The sequence below is a fragment of the Peribacillus sp. NPDC076916 genome, assembly GCF_050269675.1.
GTDB lineage: Bacteria > Bacillota > Bacilli > Bacillales > DSM-1321 > Peribacillus > Peribacillus aracenensis.
Genome location: NZ_JBNNIU010000002.1, coordinates 690,955 through 709,214, shown reverse-complemented (window position 1 = coordinate 709,214; position 18,260 = coordinate 690,955). Strand labels below are relative to the sequence as shown.

21 protein-coding genes and 1 pseudogene are annotated in these 18,260 nt (G+C 38.7%); 5 read left to right on the top strand and 17 right to left on the bottom strand.

Translation table 11 applies throughout. The features are described from left to right. Window positions 1–133: 133 nt before the first annotated feature. The 4 genes from cls to ACQKFG_RS08400 all read right to left on the bottom strand — a co-directional run bounded on the left by cls (window position 134) and on the right by ACQKFG_RS08400 (window position 3,416). Window positions 134–1,591 carry a cardiolipin synthase gene (cls, locus tag ACQKFG_RS08415; protein WP_192205051.1) on the bottom strand — a complete coding sequence of 486 codons (1,458 nt, stop codon included), beginning with the start codon at window positions 1,589–1,591 and terminating at the stop codon, window positions 134–136. A 232-nt stretch (window positions 1,592–1,823) separates the two neighbouring features. After that, window positions 1,824–2,087, bottom strand: a complete 264-nt coding sequence (locus ACQKFG_RS08410; protein WP_427557781.1) for a metal-sensitive transcriptional regulator — start codon at window positions 2,085–2,087, stop codon at window positions 1,824–1,826. A gap of 171 nt (window positions 2,088–2,258) precedes the next feature. Next, window positions 2,259–2,702, bottom strand: coding sequence for a CoxG family protein (locus ACQKFG_RS08405; RefSeq protein WP_192205053.1), 444 nt, complete (start codon window positions 2,700–2,702; stop codon window positions 2,259–2,261). A 186-nt stretch (window positions 2,703–2,888) separates the two neighbouring features. Beyond that, window positions 2,889–3,416 carry a DUF4309 domain-containing protein gene (locus tag ACQKFG_RS08400; RefSeq protein ID WP_427558239.1) on the bottom strand — a complete coding sequence of 176 codons (528 nt, stop codon included), beginning with the start codon at window positions 3,414–3,416 and terminating at the stop codon, window positions 2,889–2,891. A 561-nt stretch (window positions 3,417–3,977) separates the two neighbouring features. On the opposite strand from ACQKFG_RS08400, the pseudogene ACQKFG_RS08395 reads away from it, so the two are divergent. Then, window positions 3,978–4,129: pseudogene (locus ACQKFG_RS08395) on the top strand (glycerol-3-phosphate transporter); the annotation flags it as partial. Window positions 4,130–4,386: 257 nt separating this feature from the next. Here ACQKFG_RS08395 and aspA read toward each other — a convergent pair. Beyond that, window positions 4,387–5,817, bottom strand: coding sequence for an aspartate ammonia-lyase (aspA, locus tag ACQKFG_RS08390; RefSeq protein ID WP_349728276.1), 1,431 nt, complete (start codon window positions 5,815–5,817; stop codon window positions 4,387–4,389). Between the two features lie 23 nt (window positions 5,818–5,840). After that, a complete protein-coding gene (locus ACQKFG_RS08385; protein ID WP_427558236.1) occupies window positions 5,841–6,830 on the bottom strand; it encodes an asparaginase in 990 nt (329 codons plus the stop codon). Between the two features lie 229 nt (window positions 6,831–7,059). On the opposite strand from ACQKFG_RS08385, the gene ACQKFG_RS08380 reads away from it, so the two are divergent. Next, window positions 7,060–7,434: a helix-turn-helix domain-containing protein gene (locus ACQKFG_RS08380; protein WP_427557777.1), complete on the top strand. Its 375-nt coding sequence runs from the start codon at window positions 7,060–7,062 to the stop codon at window positions 7,432–7,434. A gap of 546 nt (window positions 7,435–7,980) precedes the next feature. Here the strand turns inward: ACQKFG_RS08380 and ACQKFG_RS08375 are convergent. The 5 genes from ACQKFG_RS08375 to ACQKFG_RS08355 form a co-directional block, all read right to left on the bottom strand. Next, entirely contained in the window at window positions 7,981–8,148 is a 168-nt protein-coding gene (locus tag ACQKFG_RS08375; protein WP_192205058.1) for a hypothetical protein, read from the bottom strand. A gap of 259 nt (window positions 8,149–8,407) precedes the next feature. Next, window positions 8,408–9,016 carry a flavin reductase family protein gene (locus ACQKFG_RS08370; protein WP_342613989.1) on the bottom strand — a complete coding sequence of 203 codons (609 nt, stop codon included), beginning with the start codon at window positions 9,014–9,016 and terminating at the stop codon, window positions 8,408–8,410. Window positions 9,017–9,034: 18 nt separating this feature from the next. Beyond that, complete coding sequence (locus tag ACQKFG_RS08365; RefSeq protein ID WP_427557774.1) at window positions 9,035–9,643, bottom strand: alpha/beta hydrolase; 609 nt, start codon at window positions 9,641–9,643, stop codon at window positions 9,035–9,037. Further along, on the bottom strand, window positions 9,643–10,590 hold the full coding sequence (locus ACQKFG_RS08360) for a ring-cleaving dioxygenase (protein WP_427557771.1): 948 nt from the start codon (window positions 10,588–10,590) through the stop codon (window positions 9,643–9,645). The genes ACQKFG_RS08365 and ACQKFG_RS08360 overlap by 1 nt, the downstream gene beginning before the upstream one ends. A gap of 24 nt (window positions 10,591–10,614) precedes the next feature. Beyond that, on the bottom strand, window positions 10,615–11,592 hold the full coding sequence (locus ACQKFG_RS08355) for a ring-cleaving dioxygenase (protein WP_349728275.1): 978 nt from the start codon (window positions 11,590–11,592) through the stop codon (window positions 10,615–10,617). A gap of 245 nt (window positions 11,593–11,837) precedes the next feature. On the opposite strand from ACQKFG_RS08355, the gene ACQKFG_RS08350 reads away from it, so the two are divergent. Beyond that, the gene (locus ACQKFG_RS08350; RefSeq protein ID WP_427557768.1) at window positions 11,838–12,437 is read left to right on the top strand and encodes a nitroreductase family protein; all 600 of its coding nucleotides are present in this window, start codon (window positions 11,838–11,840) and stop codon (window positions 12,435–12,437) included. A gap of 182 nt (window positions 12,438–12,619) precedes the next feature. Here the strand turns inward: ACQKFG_RS08350 and ACQKFG_RS08345 are convergent, their stop codons facing one another. Genes ACQKFG_RS08345 through ACQKFG_RS08335 form a run of 3 tightly spaced genes read right to left on the bottom strand, consistent with a single transcriptional unit; the run spans window position 12,620 to window position 14,950 of the window. Continuing rightward, the gene (locus ACQKFG_RS08345; RefSeq protein ID WP_427557765.1) at window positions 12,620–13,672 is read right to left on the bottom strand and encodes an alpha/beta fold hydrolase; all 1,053 of its coding nucleotides are present in this window, start codon (window positions 13,670–13,672) and stop codon (window positions 12,620–12,622) included. Beyond that, window positions 13,665–14,168, bottom strand: a complete 504-nt coding sequence (locus tag ACQKFG_RS08340; protein ID WP_427557762.1) for a hypothetical protein — start codon at window positions 14,166–14,168, stop codon at window positions 13,665–13,667. The genes ACQKFG_RS08345 and ACQKFG_RS08340 overlap by 8 nt, the downstream gene beginning before the upstream one ends. Before the next feature lie 20 nt (window positions 14,169–14,188). Beyond that, window positions 14,189–14,950: an SDR family oxidoreductase gene (locus ACQKFG_RS08335; RefSeq protein ID WP_349728566.1), complete on the bottom strand. Its 762-nt coding sequence runs from the start codon at window positions 14,948–14,950 to the stop codon at window positions 14,189–14,191. 344 nt (window positions 14,951–15,294) lie between these two features. Here ACQKFG_RS08335 and ACQKFG_RS08330 point away from each other — a divergent pair, with 344 nt between their 5' ends. Further along, window positions 15,295–15,750 carry an OsmC family protein gene (locus tag ACQKFG_RS08330; protein WP_192205065.1) on the top strand — a complete coding sequence of 152 codons (456 nt, stop codon included), beginning with the start codon at window positions 15,295–15,297 and terminating at the stop codon, window positions 15,748–15,750. A gap of 46 nt (window positions 15,751–15,796) precedes the next feature. On the opposite strand, the gene ACQKFG_RS08325 is transcribed toward ACQKFG_RS08330, so the two are convergent. Both ACQKFG_RS08325 and ACQKFG_RS08320 read right to left on the bottom strand, forming a co-directional pair. Continuing rightward, a complete protein-coding gene (locus tag ACQKFG_RS08325) occupies window positions 15,797–16,048 on the bottom strand; it encodes a YkuS family protein (protein ID WP_192205066.1) in 252 nt (83 codons plus the stop codon). Window positions 16,049–16,391: 343 nt separating this feature from the next. Then, a complete protein-coding gene (locus ACQKFG_RS08320) occupies window positions 16,392–16,556 on the bottom strand; it encodes a hypothetical protein (RefSeq protein ID WP_427557757.1) in 165 nt (54 codons plus the stop codon). A gap of 95 nt (window positions 16,557–16,651) precedes the next feature. On the opposite strand from ACQKFG_RS08320, the gene ACQKFG_RS08315 reads away from it, so the two are divergent. Then, the gene (locus tag ACQKFG_RS08315; RefSeq protein WP_427557754.1) at window positions 16,652–16,843 is read left to right on the top strand and encodes a hypothetical protein; all 192 of its coding nucleotides are present in this window, start codon (window positions 16,652–16,654) and stop codon (window positions 16,841–16,843) included. A gap of 194 nt (window positions 16,844–17,037) precedes the next feature. Here ACQKFG_RS08315 and ACQKFG_RS08310 read toward each other — a convergent pair whose 3' ends face one another. After that, entirely contained in the window at window positions 17,038–17,976 is a 939-nt protein-coding gene (locus ACQKFG_RS08310) for a magnesium transporter CorA family protein (protein WP_192205068.1), read from the bottom strand. Window positions 17,977–18,260: the final 284 nt, after the last annotated feature.

The following is an 18,260-nucleotide window of genomic DNA, read 5'->3' as shown; positions in this document are numbered from 1 at the left end:
AGACAGTCGGCGGAAAGAAACGGATTTGTGAAATTATGAACGTTGATCAAAGAAAAAAACTGCAGGCAAACCCGCTTTTACGAATTTGTCTAAAGTCTGAGCGGTTCATATAGTAATGGACCGTAATTAAAAATTATAATATGGGTGATACCAGCCTTGCAATGGACTCTTTAAAACGAATCCATTTTGAACGCTTTTCAAAGTCTTCAATTGTAAGCTGCCTGCAGACTTCAACATCCTTATAAAAAATCCTTGTCAGTGTTTCGGCCATTCCTTCATCATAAATGAAGGCATTGACTTCAAAGTTCAATTTAAAACTACGGACATCAATGTTTGCTGTCCCCACCGAGGAGACCTCTTCGTCCACCACGATCATCTTCGCATGAATAAAGCCGTTATCATAGATGTATACCTTAGCTCCCGCTCTTAATAACTGCCCTGCGTTGAAAGTTGTTGCCCAATAAACGAAAAGGTGATCAGGTTTATTCGGAATCATGATTTTTACATCTAACCCTGATAAGCTGGCAATCCTGAGTGCATCCAATAAACTTGCATCCGGTATGAAGTAAGGTGTTTGAATGAGAATCGATTTCTTTGCTGAAGATATTAATTTAATATAGCCGTTTTTAATTTGTTCCCATTCAGAATCTGGCCCACTTGTCACTATTTGCAAATCTATATTGCCTTGAGGCTTTAAAACAGGGAAATAATGAGGCTGATAAGTTATATCATGGTGCTTTGATGCCTGATTCCAATCCAGGATAAATCGGGTTTGAATGGCTTTGACAGCTGAACCCTTTATTCGAAGGTGTGTATCACGCCAGAAACCGAATTTTGGATTAAGCCCTAAATATTCATCACCAACATTAAAGCCACCAACATACCCTACTTTTCCATCAATGATGACTAGCTTTCGATGGTTACGGAAATTCAGCCGTAAATTTATAAATTTTAATTTGGATGGAAAGAATGCTTCCACTCGCCCTCCCGCCTGCCTAAATTCCCTGAAGAAACTTTTAGTCATCCCTCTGGAACCGAGCTCGTCATAAAGCAGCCGAACTTTGACGCCTTCATTCGCTTTTTTAGTCAAAGCTTCAATGAATCGTTTACCCAGGCCGTCCCTTTGAATGATGTAGTATTGTATGTGTATATGATTTTCTGCCGCTTCGATATCTTTAAAAAGCTGGTCAAACTTATTTTTTCCTTCCGTAAAAATATCGACTTGATTATCTTCAGTAAGCACGGCATCATTGTTCCGGAGATGCATATAAATCAAATCACGGTAATTACTTGAAGAAGCATTTCGAAAAGGAAAATGATTCGTTGAAAGCTCTTCCATCTGTTTATCAAGGATTTCTTCAATCCCGATTTTCTTCTTGTCCTCCCATTGGAATAAATGGGCGTGCCTTAAACTCGTTCCAAAAAGGAGATATAAAATAAAACCGACTACAGGGAGAAAATATAACACCAATAACCAAGCCCAGGTGGTGCTCGCTTCCCTTCTTTCAAAAAATATGACAATCGTGGCAAATAAAATATTTAGAATGATGACGAGGCCGAGCAAAACCGATGTAACATGCGTAAATTCCATAGTATTCCCTCACTCAATTTTTATCCCTTTAAGGATACCATGCAAATTCTTTATATCAAAGGATTTGCTTATCAGAAGTGAAAACAGAGAATTCAAAAAAAGGACCTCTTCCTGTAGAGGCCCCTTTTAAAAAAATCCCACCCTGGAAATTTAGAATTTCTCAGATTGGTCAGATTGTTTTTAATTATTGTCTTAAACCTTCCAATCCAACAATAACAATAAATATAATTGCTTATCGGCTTTTCACTAATAAATTCACAGCTTCTTTCACTAGCTCTTCGGGATTTTTTTCTCCGGATTCATTAGCCTCCCGGACGCATTCTACAAGATTTGAACTTACTATTACCCCGATTGTCCTATCGATTGCAGATCTAGTGGCAGATAACTGTGTTACTACTTCTCTGCAATCTTTGTTTTCCTCCATCATTTTCAATATCCCACGAAGCTGACCTTCTATTCGCTTCATTCTATTTTTAACCTGATTGTCATATTCCATGTGAGGCCTCCTACCTTGCCTATTACTTATGAATCCTATCCAGACATCCATCATAAACAAATTCAGTTGAAATGAAGGATTGATAAAAAATCTTACAATTTATAATACATACCACTTAGGTATAATTGTCAAGTGCCAAAATTCAATAATGATAGCTCCAATATGTAATTTCTATTTTTGTACTAGGAGACTTTGTGCAACTGCCTCAGAAAACTCAATCGTCATTTGTGGAACGTAGGTTTTTAACAAAGCATTGACGATAGGGGCTTTGGCTCCTTTTGCCGTAATCGCCAGGCAGCCAGTCATTTTAGTCTGGCCAACTCCGCACTGTTCTGCTAAAAAATAGCCATGCCCATCAAATTTTTCATTTAATCCCTTAAGTTTAAATGTTACCTTTTCGGGTTCAATCCATTCCAATATATTCACTTCAAGTTTTATTTTCTTCTTCATTAACCCCAAATCGCTTTTAAACTCCCAGATGAGTGTCCACTCATTCATCATCTCATGATTGATATATCCTGGGACAAGAGGTGCCCAACGATCTATGCTACTTACAAATCCCCAAACCGTTTTTATTGAAACAGGTAAAATGATACTGTGCACACCTTCTGACAAAGCAGTTCCCCCTTAATCATTCTATTTACATCTTTTTAATGTATGGCTGAATATTATTGAATAGAACGGTAAGCTCAGATTCTTAAACAAAATTCTCCCTCTGGTAAGGAAACCATTTAAAGATACTAACAGTAAAGAATCGCCCTTATGCAATATAGGGACGATTCTTTTTTGTCTTGTTCCTTATCAATCTGACGCAATTTCAACCGTATACATACTCAAATTTGGATCAGGGTTGATCCAGGCGCTTTCAAACACGAATACCACTTTATAATTTGCGTAATCGGTATAAGTGACATAGTACATCCCTTCTTGCTCCACTTCACTTACAGGTTCACCAATCAATCCCTTCAACATGGATAAATGGATGGTTTGCAATTGCGGATCAAAATCATCAATGGCGGTAATCGTTTTTCTTCCTGTTGAACCGTCATAGAGGAAACGGATATTATGGGACCAATAATTGGCCGCGACGGTACTTAAATCTTCCGGTGCACCCCAGGCTTTTTCCACTTTCTTCAATGAATCACCTACAGAAAATGGGCCACTGCTAATGGTTTGCTGGGATTCATAGGCCAAACCCATGATCTGCCGAATCAAAAGGTCCGGCGTGGATTGTGATGATAGTGAATTTGATGAAGCAAAAGCAGCCTGACCACTAAACATGAGAAATGCGAGCATTAGAAATGTAACACTTTTGATAAAACGATTCACTTGTTTCAAAGGTATCCTCCCTTTCCACCTGGAAGTGACTAAGTACATTATTTTAAATATCTAAAAAAAATGAAAAAATTCTTATGTCATTCCAGTTAGTTTTACCTTTACCATTAATATTCATTGGAACTTTGGACACATACCATTCGTTTTTAAAAAAACTTAGCATGAAATATTAGTCTATTTAACTTGACGAAAATGGCACCTCATTTGTCCGAGTGGGCACAAAAAAATGCTCACACCGTTTTCTTATGATGATAGTTAATTCATACAAGCTAACAATGGTGGAGATTTTGAGAACTCATGCTTAAATAGGACCTTTAAGGTTGCTAATTAAGCATGAGTTTTTATTTGTGTCATCATCAATACTTAATTCAATTAGGTTCAAAAATATCATATTAAGGAGGAATTGGATGCTCAAATTACTTTAGCCAGTTTTACCAGTTGAGAGATTACCTGAAGGAAAGATAGATTCCGAAAATAAGAAACTCAGTTTACAAGTTTTCCTCGGAAACTTCATTGGATATGCAGCGTATTATTCAATTCGTAAAAACTTTTCCATCAGGCATTCCGGGCACTTTATTATGCGGTTATATCTCGGATAAAGTTTTTAAAGAACGTCGGGGATTGTCTTTATGCCTGGTGCTTTAATCGCAGTCCTTGTTTACTGGTTTAACCCTGCTGGCAACCTAATGATTGATCTAATTGCGATTGAATAGCGGCTGATGCTATTAGATATATTCTAAAGGCGATGGATTTTTTATGATTGGTTAACACCCTCCATGATTAGATCGATGGCAAATATTATCTGCATATTCAGATAATAATACCGAGAAGCTGTTGCCGAACGGTTTGGGTAACATTTCATAATGGAATACATAAAATAAATGACTATGCCTTTACACCAACGGTCCTAAAGGCATAGTCATTACATCAAAATCATATAGATTGTTTCCTACTAATTTACTGGTTATTGCCGCTCAAAAAGTGAAGCTCCCGCTATACCGGGTTTTGTCATCTCATAAGGATTTAGAATTAGATCCAATTCTTCTTCTGTCAACACATCATATTGTAAACAAAGTTCGCGAACTGATTTGCCTTTTAATATCGCTTCACGCGCTATACGTGAAACCACTTCGTACCCAAGGTGCGGATTGACTGCTGTAATCACACCAACACTTTGTTCGACATAATCTTTTAAATGTTGCTCATTAGCTTCAATGCCTTCTAAGCAATAATCTGTAAAGACATTGAAAGCATTGTTCATGATGCTAATTGATTGCAATAAATTGAATACAAGGACTGGTTCCATTACGTTCAACTCTAGTTGTCCTGCTTCTGATGCTAAGCAAATTGTATTATCGTTCCCGATCACTTGGAAAGCGACTTGATTAATTAATTCTGGCATTACTGGATTTACTTTTCCTGGCATGATGGATGAACCTGGTTGACGTGCTGGAAGAGTGATTTCCGCTAATCCCGCTCTCGGTCCTGAAGCCATCAAACGTAAATCATTAGCAATTTTAGACATATTCATCATACATACTTTCAATGAAGCTGACACTTCAGTATATGCATCCGTATTTTGGGTTGCATCCACTAAATGTTCTGCACCTACAAGCGGCAAGTTACTGATTTCAGCTAAATATTTAACAACATTTTCAATGTAACGGGGATCTGCGTTCAATCCCGTTCCCACTGCCGTTGCCCCCATATTCACTTCATATAAATGTTGGCGTGATTGACTGATTCGTTTTATATCCCGATCCAACACGCGACTGTATGCCTCAAATTCTTGACCGAGTCGAATTGGCACTGCGTCTTGAAGATGTGTGCGTCCCATTTTGATAACATGATCAAATTGTTTTGCTTTATTCTTTAAAACCGTACTCATCTTGGTCATTGTTTGTAACAATTGCTCTAAAAGTCTTAGTGTTGATAAATGAATGGCAGTTGGGAATACGTCATTGGTTGATTGCGACATGTTAACATGGCTATTTGGACTTACTTGTACATACTCCCCTTTATTGTGTCCCATGAGTTCTAACGCACGGTTGGCAACGATTTCATTAATGTTCATATTCATCGATGTACCTGCACCGCCTTGAATTGGGTCAACGATGAAATATTCATGCCACTTTCCATCGATCACTTCATCAGAAGCTTTGACGATAGCGCTTCCAATACCATCATATAACCGTTTGGTATCCATATTTGCTAAAGCGGCTGCTTTTTTAATCATAGCTAGTGCACGAATCATTTCTTCATTGACTTTGTAACCGGTAATCGGAAAATTCTCTACAGCGCGTAAAGTTTGTATTCCATAATAAACATCAGCTGGAATTTCCTTTTCCCCTAGAAAGTCTTTCTCGATGCGGTATGTTCTCTCTTCTGTCAACATTTCCTCTTGCCCCTTTGTCTGTTCTATAATGTAATGTCCTCTGCAATCGGTGTTTCCATCATTTCCTTCACTTTTTTTGGATCCTGTGTCTTGGCTAAAATCCACATCAACTTAGGAACGATGGCTTCCGTATTCATATTTCTGGAACGAATGATGACATTCTTATTCACTTTTCGTCCCACTTCGTAAATATCCATATCTTCCCCTTCTTCTAAACATTGGGTAGTAATGACTACGGATATTCCACACTGTACTAACTCATTCAATTTTTCTAAAATATTTCTTCTTTGAAATGGAATACCACCGCTTCCATAACTTTCAATTACGATTCCCCGACATTGATTTTTCAGAGAATCAAAGAATTCAGGTTTAATACCGGGATACAGCTTAACTAAAGCAACATCAGTACATAGGGAAGCATCTAACTTAGCTTCCTTTTTCTTTGGTGAATGAACTGGCTTTAGATACTCAATTTTATCTTTGAATATGGTAGCGATATATGGATAGTTAATACTTTCAAATGAATCATAGCTTTTAGTTCTTAATTTAATGGCCCTAGTACCCTGAATGACTCTACCATCAAATACAACATATACTCCTCCAATATCTTCACAAGCAAACCGAATCGCATCAGAGATATTTCTTTTGGCATCTGTCTTTTTAAAGGCAATTGGGATTTGAGAACCTGTAATGATAATTGGTTTCCTTAAATCTTGTAACATATATGAGAGCGCAGCTGAAGTGTAAGCCATTGTATCTGTTCCATGGGTAATCACAAAGCCATCGTATTCATGGTAGTGCTCATGGATGGCTTGTGCCATTTCTGTCCAATCTTCCGGCTGCATATTTGTACTATCAATATTCATCAAAGGCTTACTATCAATCTGATAAAGTAAATCCAATCCCGGCAGGTGTCCTAAAAATTCGTCAGCTTTCATATCTGGAACCAGTCCATTTTTCCCTTCTAACGATGCAATTGTACCACCTGTAGTAATTAACATCAACTTCTTCATTTTTGACTTCAACTTCCCCAATAAACTACCCCCTATAAAGCCTCCCTGTTTTACAATCATTCATCATCTTAGAAAAGGATGTTTTTGCTGGTTATATACATGTTACGCGTACATCACATGTTATTATAGTCATGTTCCAGAGTGAAATCAAGCTAAAAAACATTCATTACGCGTACGCTTATTCCAATTTGATGTTATAATCGATTTATATAAAAGGAGAGTAATAAGAATGATCGTAAATAGATTAACTTCATTAAGGAAGGCCAAAAGGTGGTCTTTGCAATATACCGCTGACAGACTCGGAATAGCCAAGAGTACCTATGCAGGTTACGAATCGGGCCATCGCCGTCCTTCATTGGAAACGATAAATTTATTAGCAGGCTTATATGATACATCCACTGATTACATTCTAGGTCGAGTGGATTATCCATCTAAAGATATTACCACAGAGTCACCTCGAGCCATGGAATTGACGGCTTCACCAAATATGAAGCTTGCTGTCGATGGAATCTCTCTTTCTGAAGAGGAAACGATTCAATTCATCGCTTTTATTAGAGCTAAACGAGAAGTGGAAATAATTCGCCATAAACAAAAAGAAACATAGCAGACATTGAGCTTAAGACGTTATGGGGAATGAACCGCACTTCACCAAGTACTTATAATATTCACGATGCAACTGGAATGACTGTAAAATCCCATGGCTTTAAACAGTTAGGATATGACGGTTATGATTAATCGTTGACGCTACATGTAATTATTCCTGGATGACAGCTTAAACTTACTAACAGGTCTTTGTAGCTTTTTGAATAGTACCCGAGTTTAGAAAATTAAGTTTTATTAATTATAATAGAAGAAAGTCGGCTAATTAAATGCATCCATCATCATTATTCTGTTATCTTCTTTAACTTACTTCAAGGGAAGATGAGTATTCCGCTGTTTCTCGCTACCATCTATGCTTATTTAAGTAATCTCCGACTTTCCCTCTTGATTTATTTGCAATCAAAGAAAAACCACAGCAAAGCTTATGGTTTTCCTCGGTATATAAATAGAAATTGCTGTCTCATCTTTAAAGCTGAAAGCGAAATTTAAAAATCGCTCAATATCTTGGTATGTTTAAAACTTCCTCATTTGATATACTGTTTCTCAAAAATCAAGGCATCTCGTCATCTTTTTCCCGATTTTTGAAAGCTTCATGTGTGACAATATCCTCGATTTGTTCATATTGCCGGCTATGTTCCTTCTCTTCGCTAATTCTATTATCGGGTAGATTTCCTGGATGCCCTTTTTCTTTGTGATTAAAACTTTTACCACGACTCATACTCATTCTCTCCTTTCTAATCATTGTTTGTTTAGTTTTCCCAAGCTATCATAAAATATGATTTAATTTCCCTTTTTCCTGTTTTTGCAGCAGGCTTGGATACACCTGCAACGCCGGGCGGCATAATTATGAAATGGTTGCTCAATTTCGAACAGTCGCTTACCGCATTAAAATTGCAGCTAAAGCTAACTGGGATAATTTTGATCTAAAAAAATGACGCCATCTTAAAAAGATGACGCCATTTTTTCTTTCTTATAACTTAAGGACGTTCTAATTCAAATAATTCCCCTAGTTTTGTATAAGTATGACCCGCTAATCTTGCTACAGGTTTTAGCCCATTCTGGTCAATTCGACCGTTATGGTAAATATCTTGCACGATATGATAGCAGACTATTTTCCCTATCAATAAATCGCAACCTGGTTTATCCTTGGAACCCGCCATAGGTATCGCATGCTCTAATGTACATTCAAAGCGTACCTTCGCTTCTTGCAATCCTGGTACGGATACCTTATCACTAACAGCTGTCGTGAAATGGGTCAGACTCAATTCACTTTCGTCAGACGGGAGTTCCTTCGCTGTTCGATTTGCATCAGCTACATTATTCTCATCAGTGATATGAACAACGAATTCACCTGTTTGAATTGCATTTCGGGCAGTGTCCTTTGAAACCCCTTCTTTCCGTTGGACAGAAACGGAAATCATCGGAGGATTTGAACTGACTATGTTAAAAAAGCTGAACGGCGCTATATTGACTGTACCTGTTTCGGATTTTGTCGTAACCAAGGCTATAGGTCTCGGTATGATGCTTCCAGTCAAAAACTTATAATTATCCCGTTCAGTCAGACTTTCAGGATTAACAGAAATCATCTTCATTCCCTCCCATTCTTATAAAAAGTTCTTTTGAAACCATGAACCCGCTGCCTCAACCTCTGACCGTGTTAACTGATGACCGTAATTTTCCCACTGAACATCCACTATAGCACCCGCTTGCAGCAAAAGGTTATTAAGCTCATCAGTTTCTGCTGCCGGGCAAATCGGATCGTTTTTACCTGCAGCAATAAATACAGGTATATCCGAAAGGGAAGGCAATGCAATCCCTCGTCTAGGCACCATTGGATGATGAAGACTCGCTCCTAGTAATGCCCCTTCGAAATGGAACAGCAAACTTGCCGCTATATTTGCACCATTGGAATAACCTAATGCTACCACTCTTTCACGGTCGAAGTCATACTTTTTGGACGCTGATTCCAAGAAGTCATAAAGCTCCTTCGTACGAAAGATCAAATCTTCTTCATCAAAAACCCCTTCTGATAATCGGCGAAAAAAACGAGGCATTCCATTTTCAAGCACATTTCCCCTTACGCTCAATACGGATGATCCTGGTGAAACCATTTCCGCTAATGGCAAGAGATCTGTTTCCGTTCCTCCAGTGCCATGTAGAAGCAAAAGCAATGGCGCTTCTGGATTACTTCCTTTTTGAAAAATATGCTTCATCATTTATCCTCCTCAAGTACTCTCGGCACTGCCGGCAGTAACGTTTTCTCCATGATCGCCCTTTTTTCTTCCAGCCATGGCGGCAGCATTAAATTACTGCCCATCGTTTCCTTCGTTTCATCATGAGCGAAGCCAGGAGGATCTGTGGCAACTTCAAAAAGTATGCCTCCATCTTCCCTGAAATAAATGGCATCGAAGTATTGACGGTCTGTAAAGGGTGTCACACCATAGCCATGGTTGGCGATATGCTCCCGCCATTCTTTATGATCTTCATTATCGATTGCACGCCATGCAACATGATGGACAGTTCCCACTCCGATCTTCCCATTTGGCAAAACCGTTTTTTTAACATCTATCAAATTTCCGATGTCCGATGTGGATTTAAAGCGAATGTAATCGCGCTCTTCCCCAATTTTTTGCAGGCCCATCACTTTCTCTAATAGTTCCATCGTTTTGTTCGGTTTTGACGTCAATAATACGGCACCACCGAATCCCTTGACCGCCTTGGCAGCTGGTACACCGCCGAATGACCACTCGCTATTTTTCCCTTCTTTACGCTCAACCAGTTCAAGTTGCAAACCGTGTGGGTCTTGGAATTCCAGATATTCCTCGCCGAAACGTGAAACTTTTTCAAAGTCTATGTTAAATTTACCTAAACGCATTTCCCAGAAACCCATTGATCCTTCCGGAACAGCATATGTTGTAACCCCCACTTGTCCTGAGCCAATTCTCCCTTTGTATGCCCCAGGCCAAGGAAAGAAAGTGATGATAGTTCCCGGAGAACCTGATTCATCACCGAAATACAAATGATAGGTTCCAGGGTCATCAAAATTAACGGTTTTCTTCACCATACGCAGTCCCAATACTCCAGCATAAAAATCCACGTTCTCTTGAGGATTGCCTACAATTGCGGTTATATGATGTATTCCTGCATTTTGCTTTTGCATGCCCAATACTTCCTTTCCCATTGATTAATTTGTTGGTTTTGTATTCAGTGGTTTTAAATTCGCTTCAATATCCTTTCTTTTCGATTCTAAAAAAGGTGGCAGGGCAAGGTTCTCACCTAAGTGCTGCTCTGCTTCATCCACTGCAAAACCTGGTCCATCAGTAGCCAATTCAAATAAGATGCCATTCGGCTCCCTAAAATAGAGTGAATGAAAATAATAGCGGTCCACATAACCAGAGTTCACGAATTTCGATTCACTAATTTTCTCTATCCATTTTCTCAGTTCCCCTTCATTATCCACCCGGAAGGCAATATGGTGTACTCCCCCCCTCCCCAATCTTTCCCGAGGTATGTCATTCCTTTCTTCAATATGGAGTTCGGCGCCTGTTCCTCCCTCACCTGTCTCGTAAACGACTATCGGATTTTGCCCCCTGATTGAGGATGGGTATGTGCCTGACTGCCTGAAACCCAATACGTCGGTAAGAACGCGTTCTGTTTGTACAATATCAGGTACAGTAAGTTTTACTGGTCCTAATCCAAGAATGGAAAACTCTTGCGGCACTGGGCTTCCATCCCACGGTAATCCTCCTTGAACGCCGTTATTATCCTGATCGGAAACCAAAAGAAGCCTCTGCCCTTCAGGGTCTTTAAAAGAAAGCACCTTCCTTTCAAAGCGGCTCGATATTTCATCCTGCTCAACATTGAATTCAACAAACCGTTTTTTCCAATATTCTAGTGCTTCATCATTTCTTACCCTTAAGGAAATTTCTGAAATACTATTATTCCCCTCATGAGTGCGGGCAGCATTGGGAATTTCAAAAAACGTCAATTCCGTACCCGGTGAACCAATTTGATCTCCATAAAATAAGTGATATACACGTACATCATCTTGATTCACCGTTTTTTTAATTAATCGCAACCCTAAGACTTTTGTGTAGAATTCAAAGTTATTTCCCGCTTTAGCTGTAATCGCCGAAACGTGATGTAATCCTTTTAATTCCATCCAAACCACTCCTATCTTTATAAATCTCCCCTTACGGAAATGAATTAATCCTAAAATAATATCTCGAATTCAAGGTATTTAACCTTCAAAATACTTTTAATACAAATATCTTGATTTAAAGATAAACGACATAGATAAATTTGTCAACCATTTTCACACAAATAATTTTACCCGTTTTCATTTATCATAAAATATTTAAATCAGGTCAAAATAAATCGGTAGTATAAAGAATGGAGGTGTGATATATGGTTAAAGATTTTTTTAGCGCAATTGAAGATAGACGCTCTTATTATTCCCTTAGCAAGGAACGTGTTGTTCCTAATAAAAGGATTAAAGAAGTTATCGATCATGCCGTTCAATATTCCCCTTCCGCTTTCAACTCCCAAAGTGCAAGAGTGATTGTATTAACTGGTCAAAACCACGACCAATTATGGGATATCACAAAAAAAACATTAAGAAAAGCAATCGGCGCCAAAGATTTTGAAAAAACTGAAAAAAAAATGAATTCATTTATAAATGGTTATGGTACGGTTTTATTCTTTGAAGATCAGGCTATTATAGATAGGCTTCAAGAACAATTCAAAACGTATGCCGATAACTTTCCGATTTGGTCGGACCAATCATCTGCCATTTTACAATTTGTCGTATGGACTTCCTTGGAAATTGAGGGGTTTGGTGCAAGTCTTCAGCATTATAATCCTTTAATCGATGACGAAGTGAGAAAGACATGGGATATATCACGTGATTGGAAACTCATCGCACTGATGCCCTTTGGAAAACCAACTGCAGAGCCTGATGATAAAGACTTCTCACCACTTGAAGAACGTGTGAAATATTATCATTGAAACAATAGGGGCTGTCTCTGCATAACGAGCCAGCCCTTTCATTTATTTCACTTTAGTAATCCGGAAATGCAGCAAAAAATTTTGAAAATACCAATGACGCAAAGCCTATATATTCTACAACCGGCATGATTTTGATATCCTCAATGGCGTTCAACATGTACATTTCGCATCCCCCTAGTAAACTATTGAATTGGTGAGGAACGCCCTAGTAGCCATTCCTTCAAATAATATGGGAGTTCACCGGAATATTGTTTAGCAGCATGTCCACTTTTCAGTAGGCTATATGTCTTATCCTTACATTTTAAATGCTTCATTACCGGATAAATCATTTCCTGTGGGACCAATCGATCATTCTTATTCGCTATTACTAAAACACTAGCATCAATTTTCGATAGCTTCGCTTTTTTTCCCCTTACCTTAAAACTCCCATTAACCAAGCTGTTATTTATCAAAAGGTCTTTCGTTATTTGTTTTGCGGCTGCTCCGGATAATGGTACATGCCCATTAGCCCAAGCATTGAAGCGGCGCCAATTTTGAACGTATTCATCATCATCCGCTTGATTCAATAGAGATAGATAGGGTGATATATAGATAGGGGATGTCATTAATCGGATTCCATATTTAACTGCACTGGCTGGGATCGTTTGATAAATATCAATCGTATCGTCAAAATCCGCGGTGCCTTCCTTTAACGCTGCCTGCCATTGATCAAAAAATTCTGAGGCACTGAAATCTACAGGTGTAACGGAAAGGATCAAATTCTTGATTGGCTCGTCTGAAATGGCAGCATATATTGCGGCTAATGTACCGCCGAGGCAAAACCCCATAACGGTAATTTCTGATGCTCCAGAGTGGCGTAATGCACGCTGTACTCCTTTTTGAATATAATCGGCGATATAATCTTCGATCGATATTTCACCATCTTCAAAGCCCGGACTTCCAAAATCAAGCAAATACACATCAAAACCTTCAATTACAAAAGATTCTATTAAACTATTGCCGGGGGACAAATCAAGAATCAAAGGAGTATTGATTAGTGAATATATAAGAAAAACCGGCACATCATATTTTTTTTGTGCTGATGGATAATACCAAAGCGTTGATTTGTTTTTTTTCCACACCGCAATTTTCGGCGTCATTCCCATTTCAGGCATTGGCTGATTGGGAATATCCATAAAACGTTTCCATTTAGGTATTGATTCGGATTGATTTTTCGGCACTTTCCGCTTAGACATTTGAATTTCCCTGTCCATGTAAATCGAACCCAGGTAACTGCGAGCTTAACAATAAGGAGTCATTAATAAATTCCGCCAATCTTTTTTTACGCCCTTCCATTTCATTGGATTCCCAACTTGACTTCTTTTTCTTACTGGGCGATGAAAAAGAAGTGCGTTTATTACTAACTGCAGATTTACCTCTGACATTCCCGCCCCTATCCTCTACAAGTGTTGAGATCAGCTCTTCTAAACTATCAATTTTTTCTTCGAGCTGGATGACTAATTTCGCAATACTCGCTACATCTTTTTTTGTTGGATAATTCATGATGATGGACATTCTTTCTGAGGCTTCCTGCATTCTATTTATTTTTGGAATCTGCAATCGGGCATTGTCGCTTACTGCTTCTATTAACTCACGGTTATTTAGCAAATTCTGAATTTTATCATTAAGCTGTTGCTCTTTTTGTGCGCCTAGTAATTTAAGCCCTTTATAAAAATTTGATTTTCCTGTCATATATTTCTTCCTTTCTCCGTTTACGCTAATGCCGAAACTCCACCGTCAATGATTAAAATATGACCGATCATATAGTCAGAAGCCTGTGAGGCTAAAAATACGGCGGCACCCTTTAAATCATCTTCATTGCCAAACCTGCCAGCCGGAGTATTACCTAATATGTCGTAGTTAGACTGTTCAAGAATATTCTTTGTGATTTTAGTCGGGAAAAATCCAGGTGCAATTGCATTGACTTGGATTCCGAATCTAGCAAGTTTAACTCCTAAATCCTTGGTCATTGTAATGATGGCGCCCTTACTGGTGTTATAAGCTATCGTATCCAATACCTCAGGAAGCGACCCGCCAAGACCTGTCACTGATGCAATATTTATGATTTTTCCGGAATTTTGCTGCTTCATGACCTTCGCTACAGCCTGTGAAAATAGGAAAGTACCTGTAACGTTAACATTCAATACTTTTTCCCACTTATCCTTGGGAACATCCAAAAGCGGACCTGACCAGGACGTACCGCTATTATTGACAAGAATATCAATCGTGCCGAATTGAGCAACCGTTTCCTTGACGACATGGTCAATGGCACTCTCATCCGTGATATCACATTCAAAGGCAACGGCATTAACACCCATCGATCGCAAGTCTTCACATGCCTCCTTACATAGAGGAAGATTTCGTGAAGCAATGACTATATTTGCACCAGCCTCCCCCAACGCGATGGCGATCTGTTTGCCCAGTCCCCTGCCGCCGCCGGTGATGATAGCCGTTTTATTAGTCAAATCAAACATATTACTCAATGTAGTCAACTTTTCAGCCCTTTCTTTATGAAGAATTTTTTATATAAAACTGTCTATATCATTATAGAAAAGCCTATCCAATATTGTGCTTAAAATAGCCAAATGCCCCTGCCTTTTGTTTTCATCAACATGTATCTTTTATATCAATGAGAATGCTTCGGTCAGCTGTCGGAAATTCGGCCTACTGGAAACTTAATTTGTCCTGCTGGAAGTAGATCATTCGAACGTTTCGTCACTTTTTTCGACCGATAACTGGATTATTCGACTGAGTGAGCAAAATCGGATACTTAACCTGTTAAATCGTTTACACTATAGAACAGTAAGGAGGTTAAAAAATGACTATACATCACTTTCATTTAACCGCCGAATGGCCCGGCGGCAGAAATGATATCGGCACGATTCATTCAGGGAATCTACAAACACAAATAAGTATTCCTACTGGAATGGAAGGACCAGGGATCGGGACCAATCCCGATGAAATGCTTCTTGGGGCGGCATCGACCTGTTATATCATTACCTTTGCTGCCATGTTAGAGCGAGCCCATATAGAAAAGGCGAGCTTATCCATGCAATCGGAAGCGTTAGTGGATGTTACGAATGGTGTATTCACCTATAAGAAAATCATTCATCGCCCTGCACTTGTATTAGTATCGGGCACTTCTGAAAAAGTGGTTGAAAAAGCGAGGAAACTTGCTGAAAAAGCTGAAACTTCATGTATGATTTCTAGAGCGATCAAAGGTAATGTAGCGGTGGAACTGAATGCGAAAATTTCCATAGCACAGCAACCTTGAAACAGAAAAAGTGCCTAACCCTATGTTGGTTTAGGCACTTTTTGAACTATTGAATCAAGTTCACTTTATTTTCAACCTCTTGGCACACTTCATCAGCCGTTAAACCATTTGCCTCAATGATGGACGCTTTCAATGAAGTATCGCTTATACCCATCACATTACTTTCCAAACCTGTTACCACACAACAATCCACGTTTTTTGCGTCAGCTTCTTGTTTAATCTCCACAACATCAAAACCTTTTTCGCGAAGTGCTTCCTGTATATTCGTTAAAGATTCTTCAACACCGATTTTTGACATCAACACACACCTCCTCTACCTTCTAACCTGTCCTTTTCACGTTCAATATATGTATAGGATGCAAAGGAAATAGGGAAAGTAATATCGAGGTGATAAACATGAATGGGAAAAACAAGAAAGATGCTTCACAAACTCGTTTAGGTTCTTCTCAGATAGAGGGGCAAGGAAACCGGGGCCTTCACTCAACCTTCTTCACTTAAAAAGCAAAAACGCTCCTGATAAAAAAGAATTCTAAATCAATCATGGAACTCCGCCTTCGTGATACGCAAAAAAACGCTTGGTTTAACCGCCAAGCGTTTTTCCTCTGAATGACCCTTTCTTTGCCATACAATCAATAAGGGTCTTATATATTTTGTTTTCTGATTTCCCTTTGAATTTTTAGATCATTCAATTGATCTCCATCAATTGCTTTTGAATCCATTTTTGCATTTTCGGCTTCACATGGGTTTAAATCACTTGCCCTTAAATTATTATTAGGCGCTGCTTGCTCGTTCCATTTGGTCATCATGATCTCCTCCTCAGTCCTTTATTCTTCCCAAACCTAAGAATATTCATGAATACACCCCATCATTTATTGCAAAGATAGGAATGGAGGTGGTTTTATTGGAACCAAACAAACCCGGCAATAAGAATATACCGGATTTTAAAGAGTTGAACGATCGTATCATCAGAGAAGCATCACAGAGTCCCCGTTTAGTGATTCAAACAAATTTGGATGCAAAGAATGTAAAGGATGAGAACCCTTATGCGGATCGGATAAACAGTGAAGGATTTTCTGATTTTTTTGAGGAATAAAACAAACCACTTTGTACAATTTGGACGTTGATTTCCGCTCCAGGCACTCGCTTTCCGCGGGCTGTCCGGAGCCCCTCGGCGCCTTTGCGCCTTTGCGCCTGCGGAGTCTCGCACACCCTCTCCAATCAACTTTGTTTTAAAATATAAAATCCCTTTTTCTACAAAATTAAACCGGCTTAATAAGCCGGTTAATTTTAAAAATATTTTTTCTTCCAAAAAATGAAAGCCGTCGTCCCAGCTAAAGTGATGGCAATTAATAATGTAAAAATGAAAGCAAACCGATTATGTTCAAATGGTAGTTCGACATTCATTCCGTAAAAACTTGCCACCATCGTCGGAAGTGTTAAAATAATGGTCACTGAGGTTAGAAACTTCATGGCATTGTTGACATTATTGGAAATGATCGAAGCGAATGCATCCATCATACCGCTAAGAATGGATAGATACACTTCCGCCATTTCGATTGCCTGAGCATTTTCGATGATTACATCCTCTAGCAATTCTTTATCTTCTTCATACATTTTCAAATAATTAAAACGGAGGATCTTATCAAGTACTACTCGATTGGATTTCAATGATGTCGTAAAATAAACCAGGCTTTTTTCCAAAGCAAGGAAAGTGTATAATTCTTTATTTTTCATGGACTGATGCAATTCACGTTCCGCTTCATTAGTCATCTTGTTAATCTGTTTGAGGTAACGTAAGTAATAGGATGAAATCTCAAATAATAATTGTAACGCAAACCTGGTTTTCTTATTGGTGAAAAACCCTTTGATTTTATTGTTTTTGAAATTCGCCAATATCGGTGTTTCTTTCAAAGACACTGTAATGAAACAGTCTTTGGTAAAGATCATACCGATGGGGATCGTTTCAAAGATCGGTAAGTCGGCTTCGTCCCTGGTCAAATATGGGAAGTCGACAATAATTAAGACATTATCATCCTCTTTTTCAATTCGTGGCCTTTCCTCATCGTCCAGTGGGTCTTTCATGAAGTTAATCGGTAATTGCAAAGTCGTGCATATATAATCTATTTCAGCTTCTGTGGGCGCAACAATGTTCACCCAGGAACCTTTTGTCATTTCCTCGATATTGATTAGGTGACGGTTTTCATCCGTCTTGTAGATTTCAATCATTTCTTGACCTCCTCTTCTATAGAGAAAGCCTTATTTACCTTCTTCGAGCGGATACTCAGGGAGAATAACAGTCTCGACTTCTAGCATCATATCGGCTTCCTCTTTCTTTCTGGGTTCAGGATCATAAGAACTGCTGCTCACTTGTATCCACTTCCTTTCGATTCTTTAATCTTAATCCTTATTCATTTAAAGCACAATAAAGAATTTAATACCATGAATCCATCTGTGAAATTCGCAATTATCTGATTTTTATAATTTTAAAAATATAATAAAAATAACGCTTG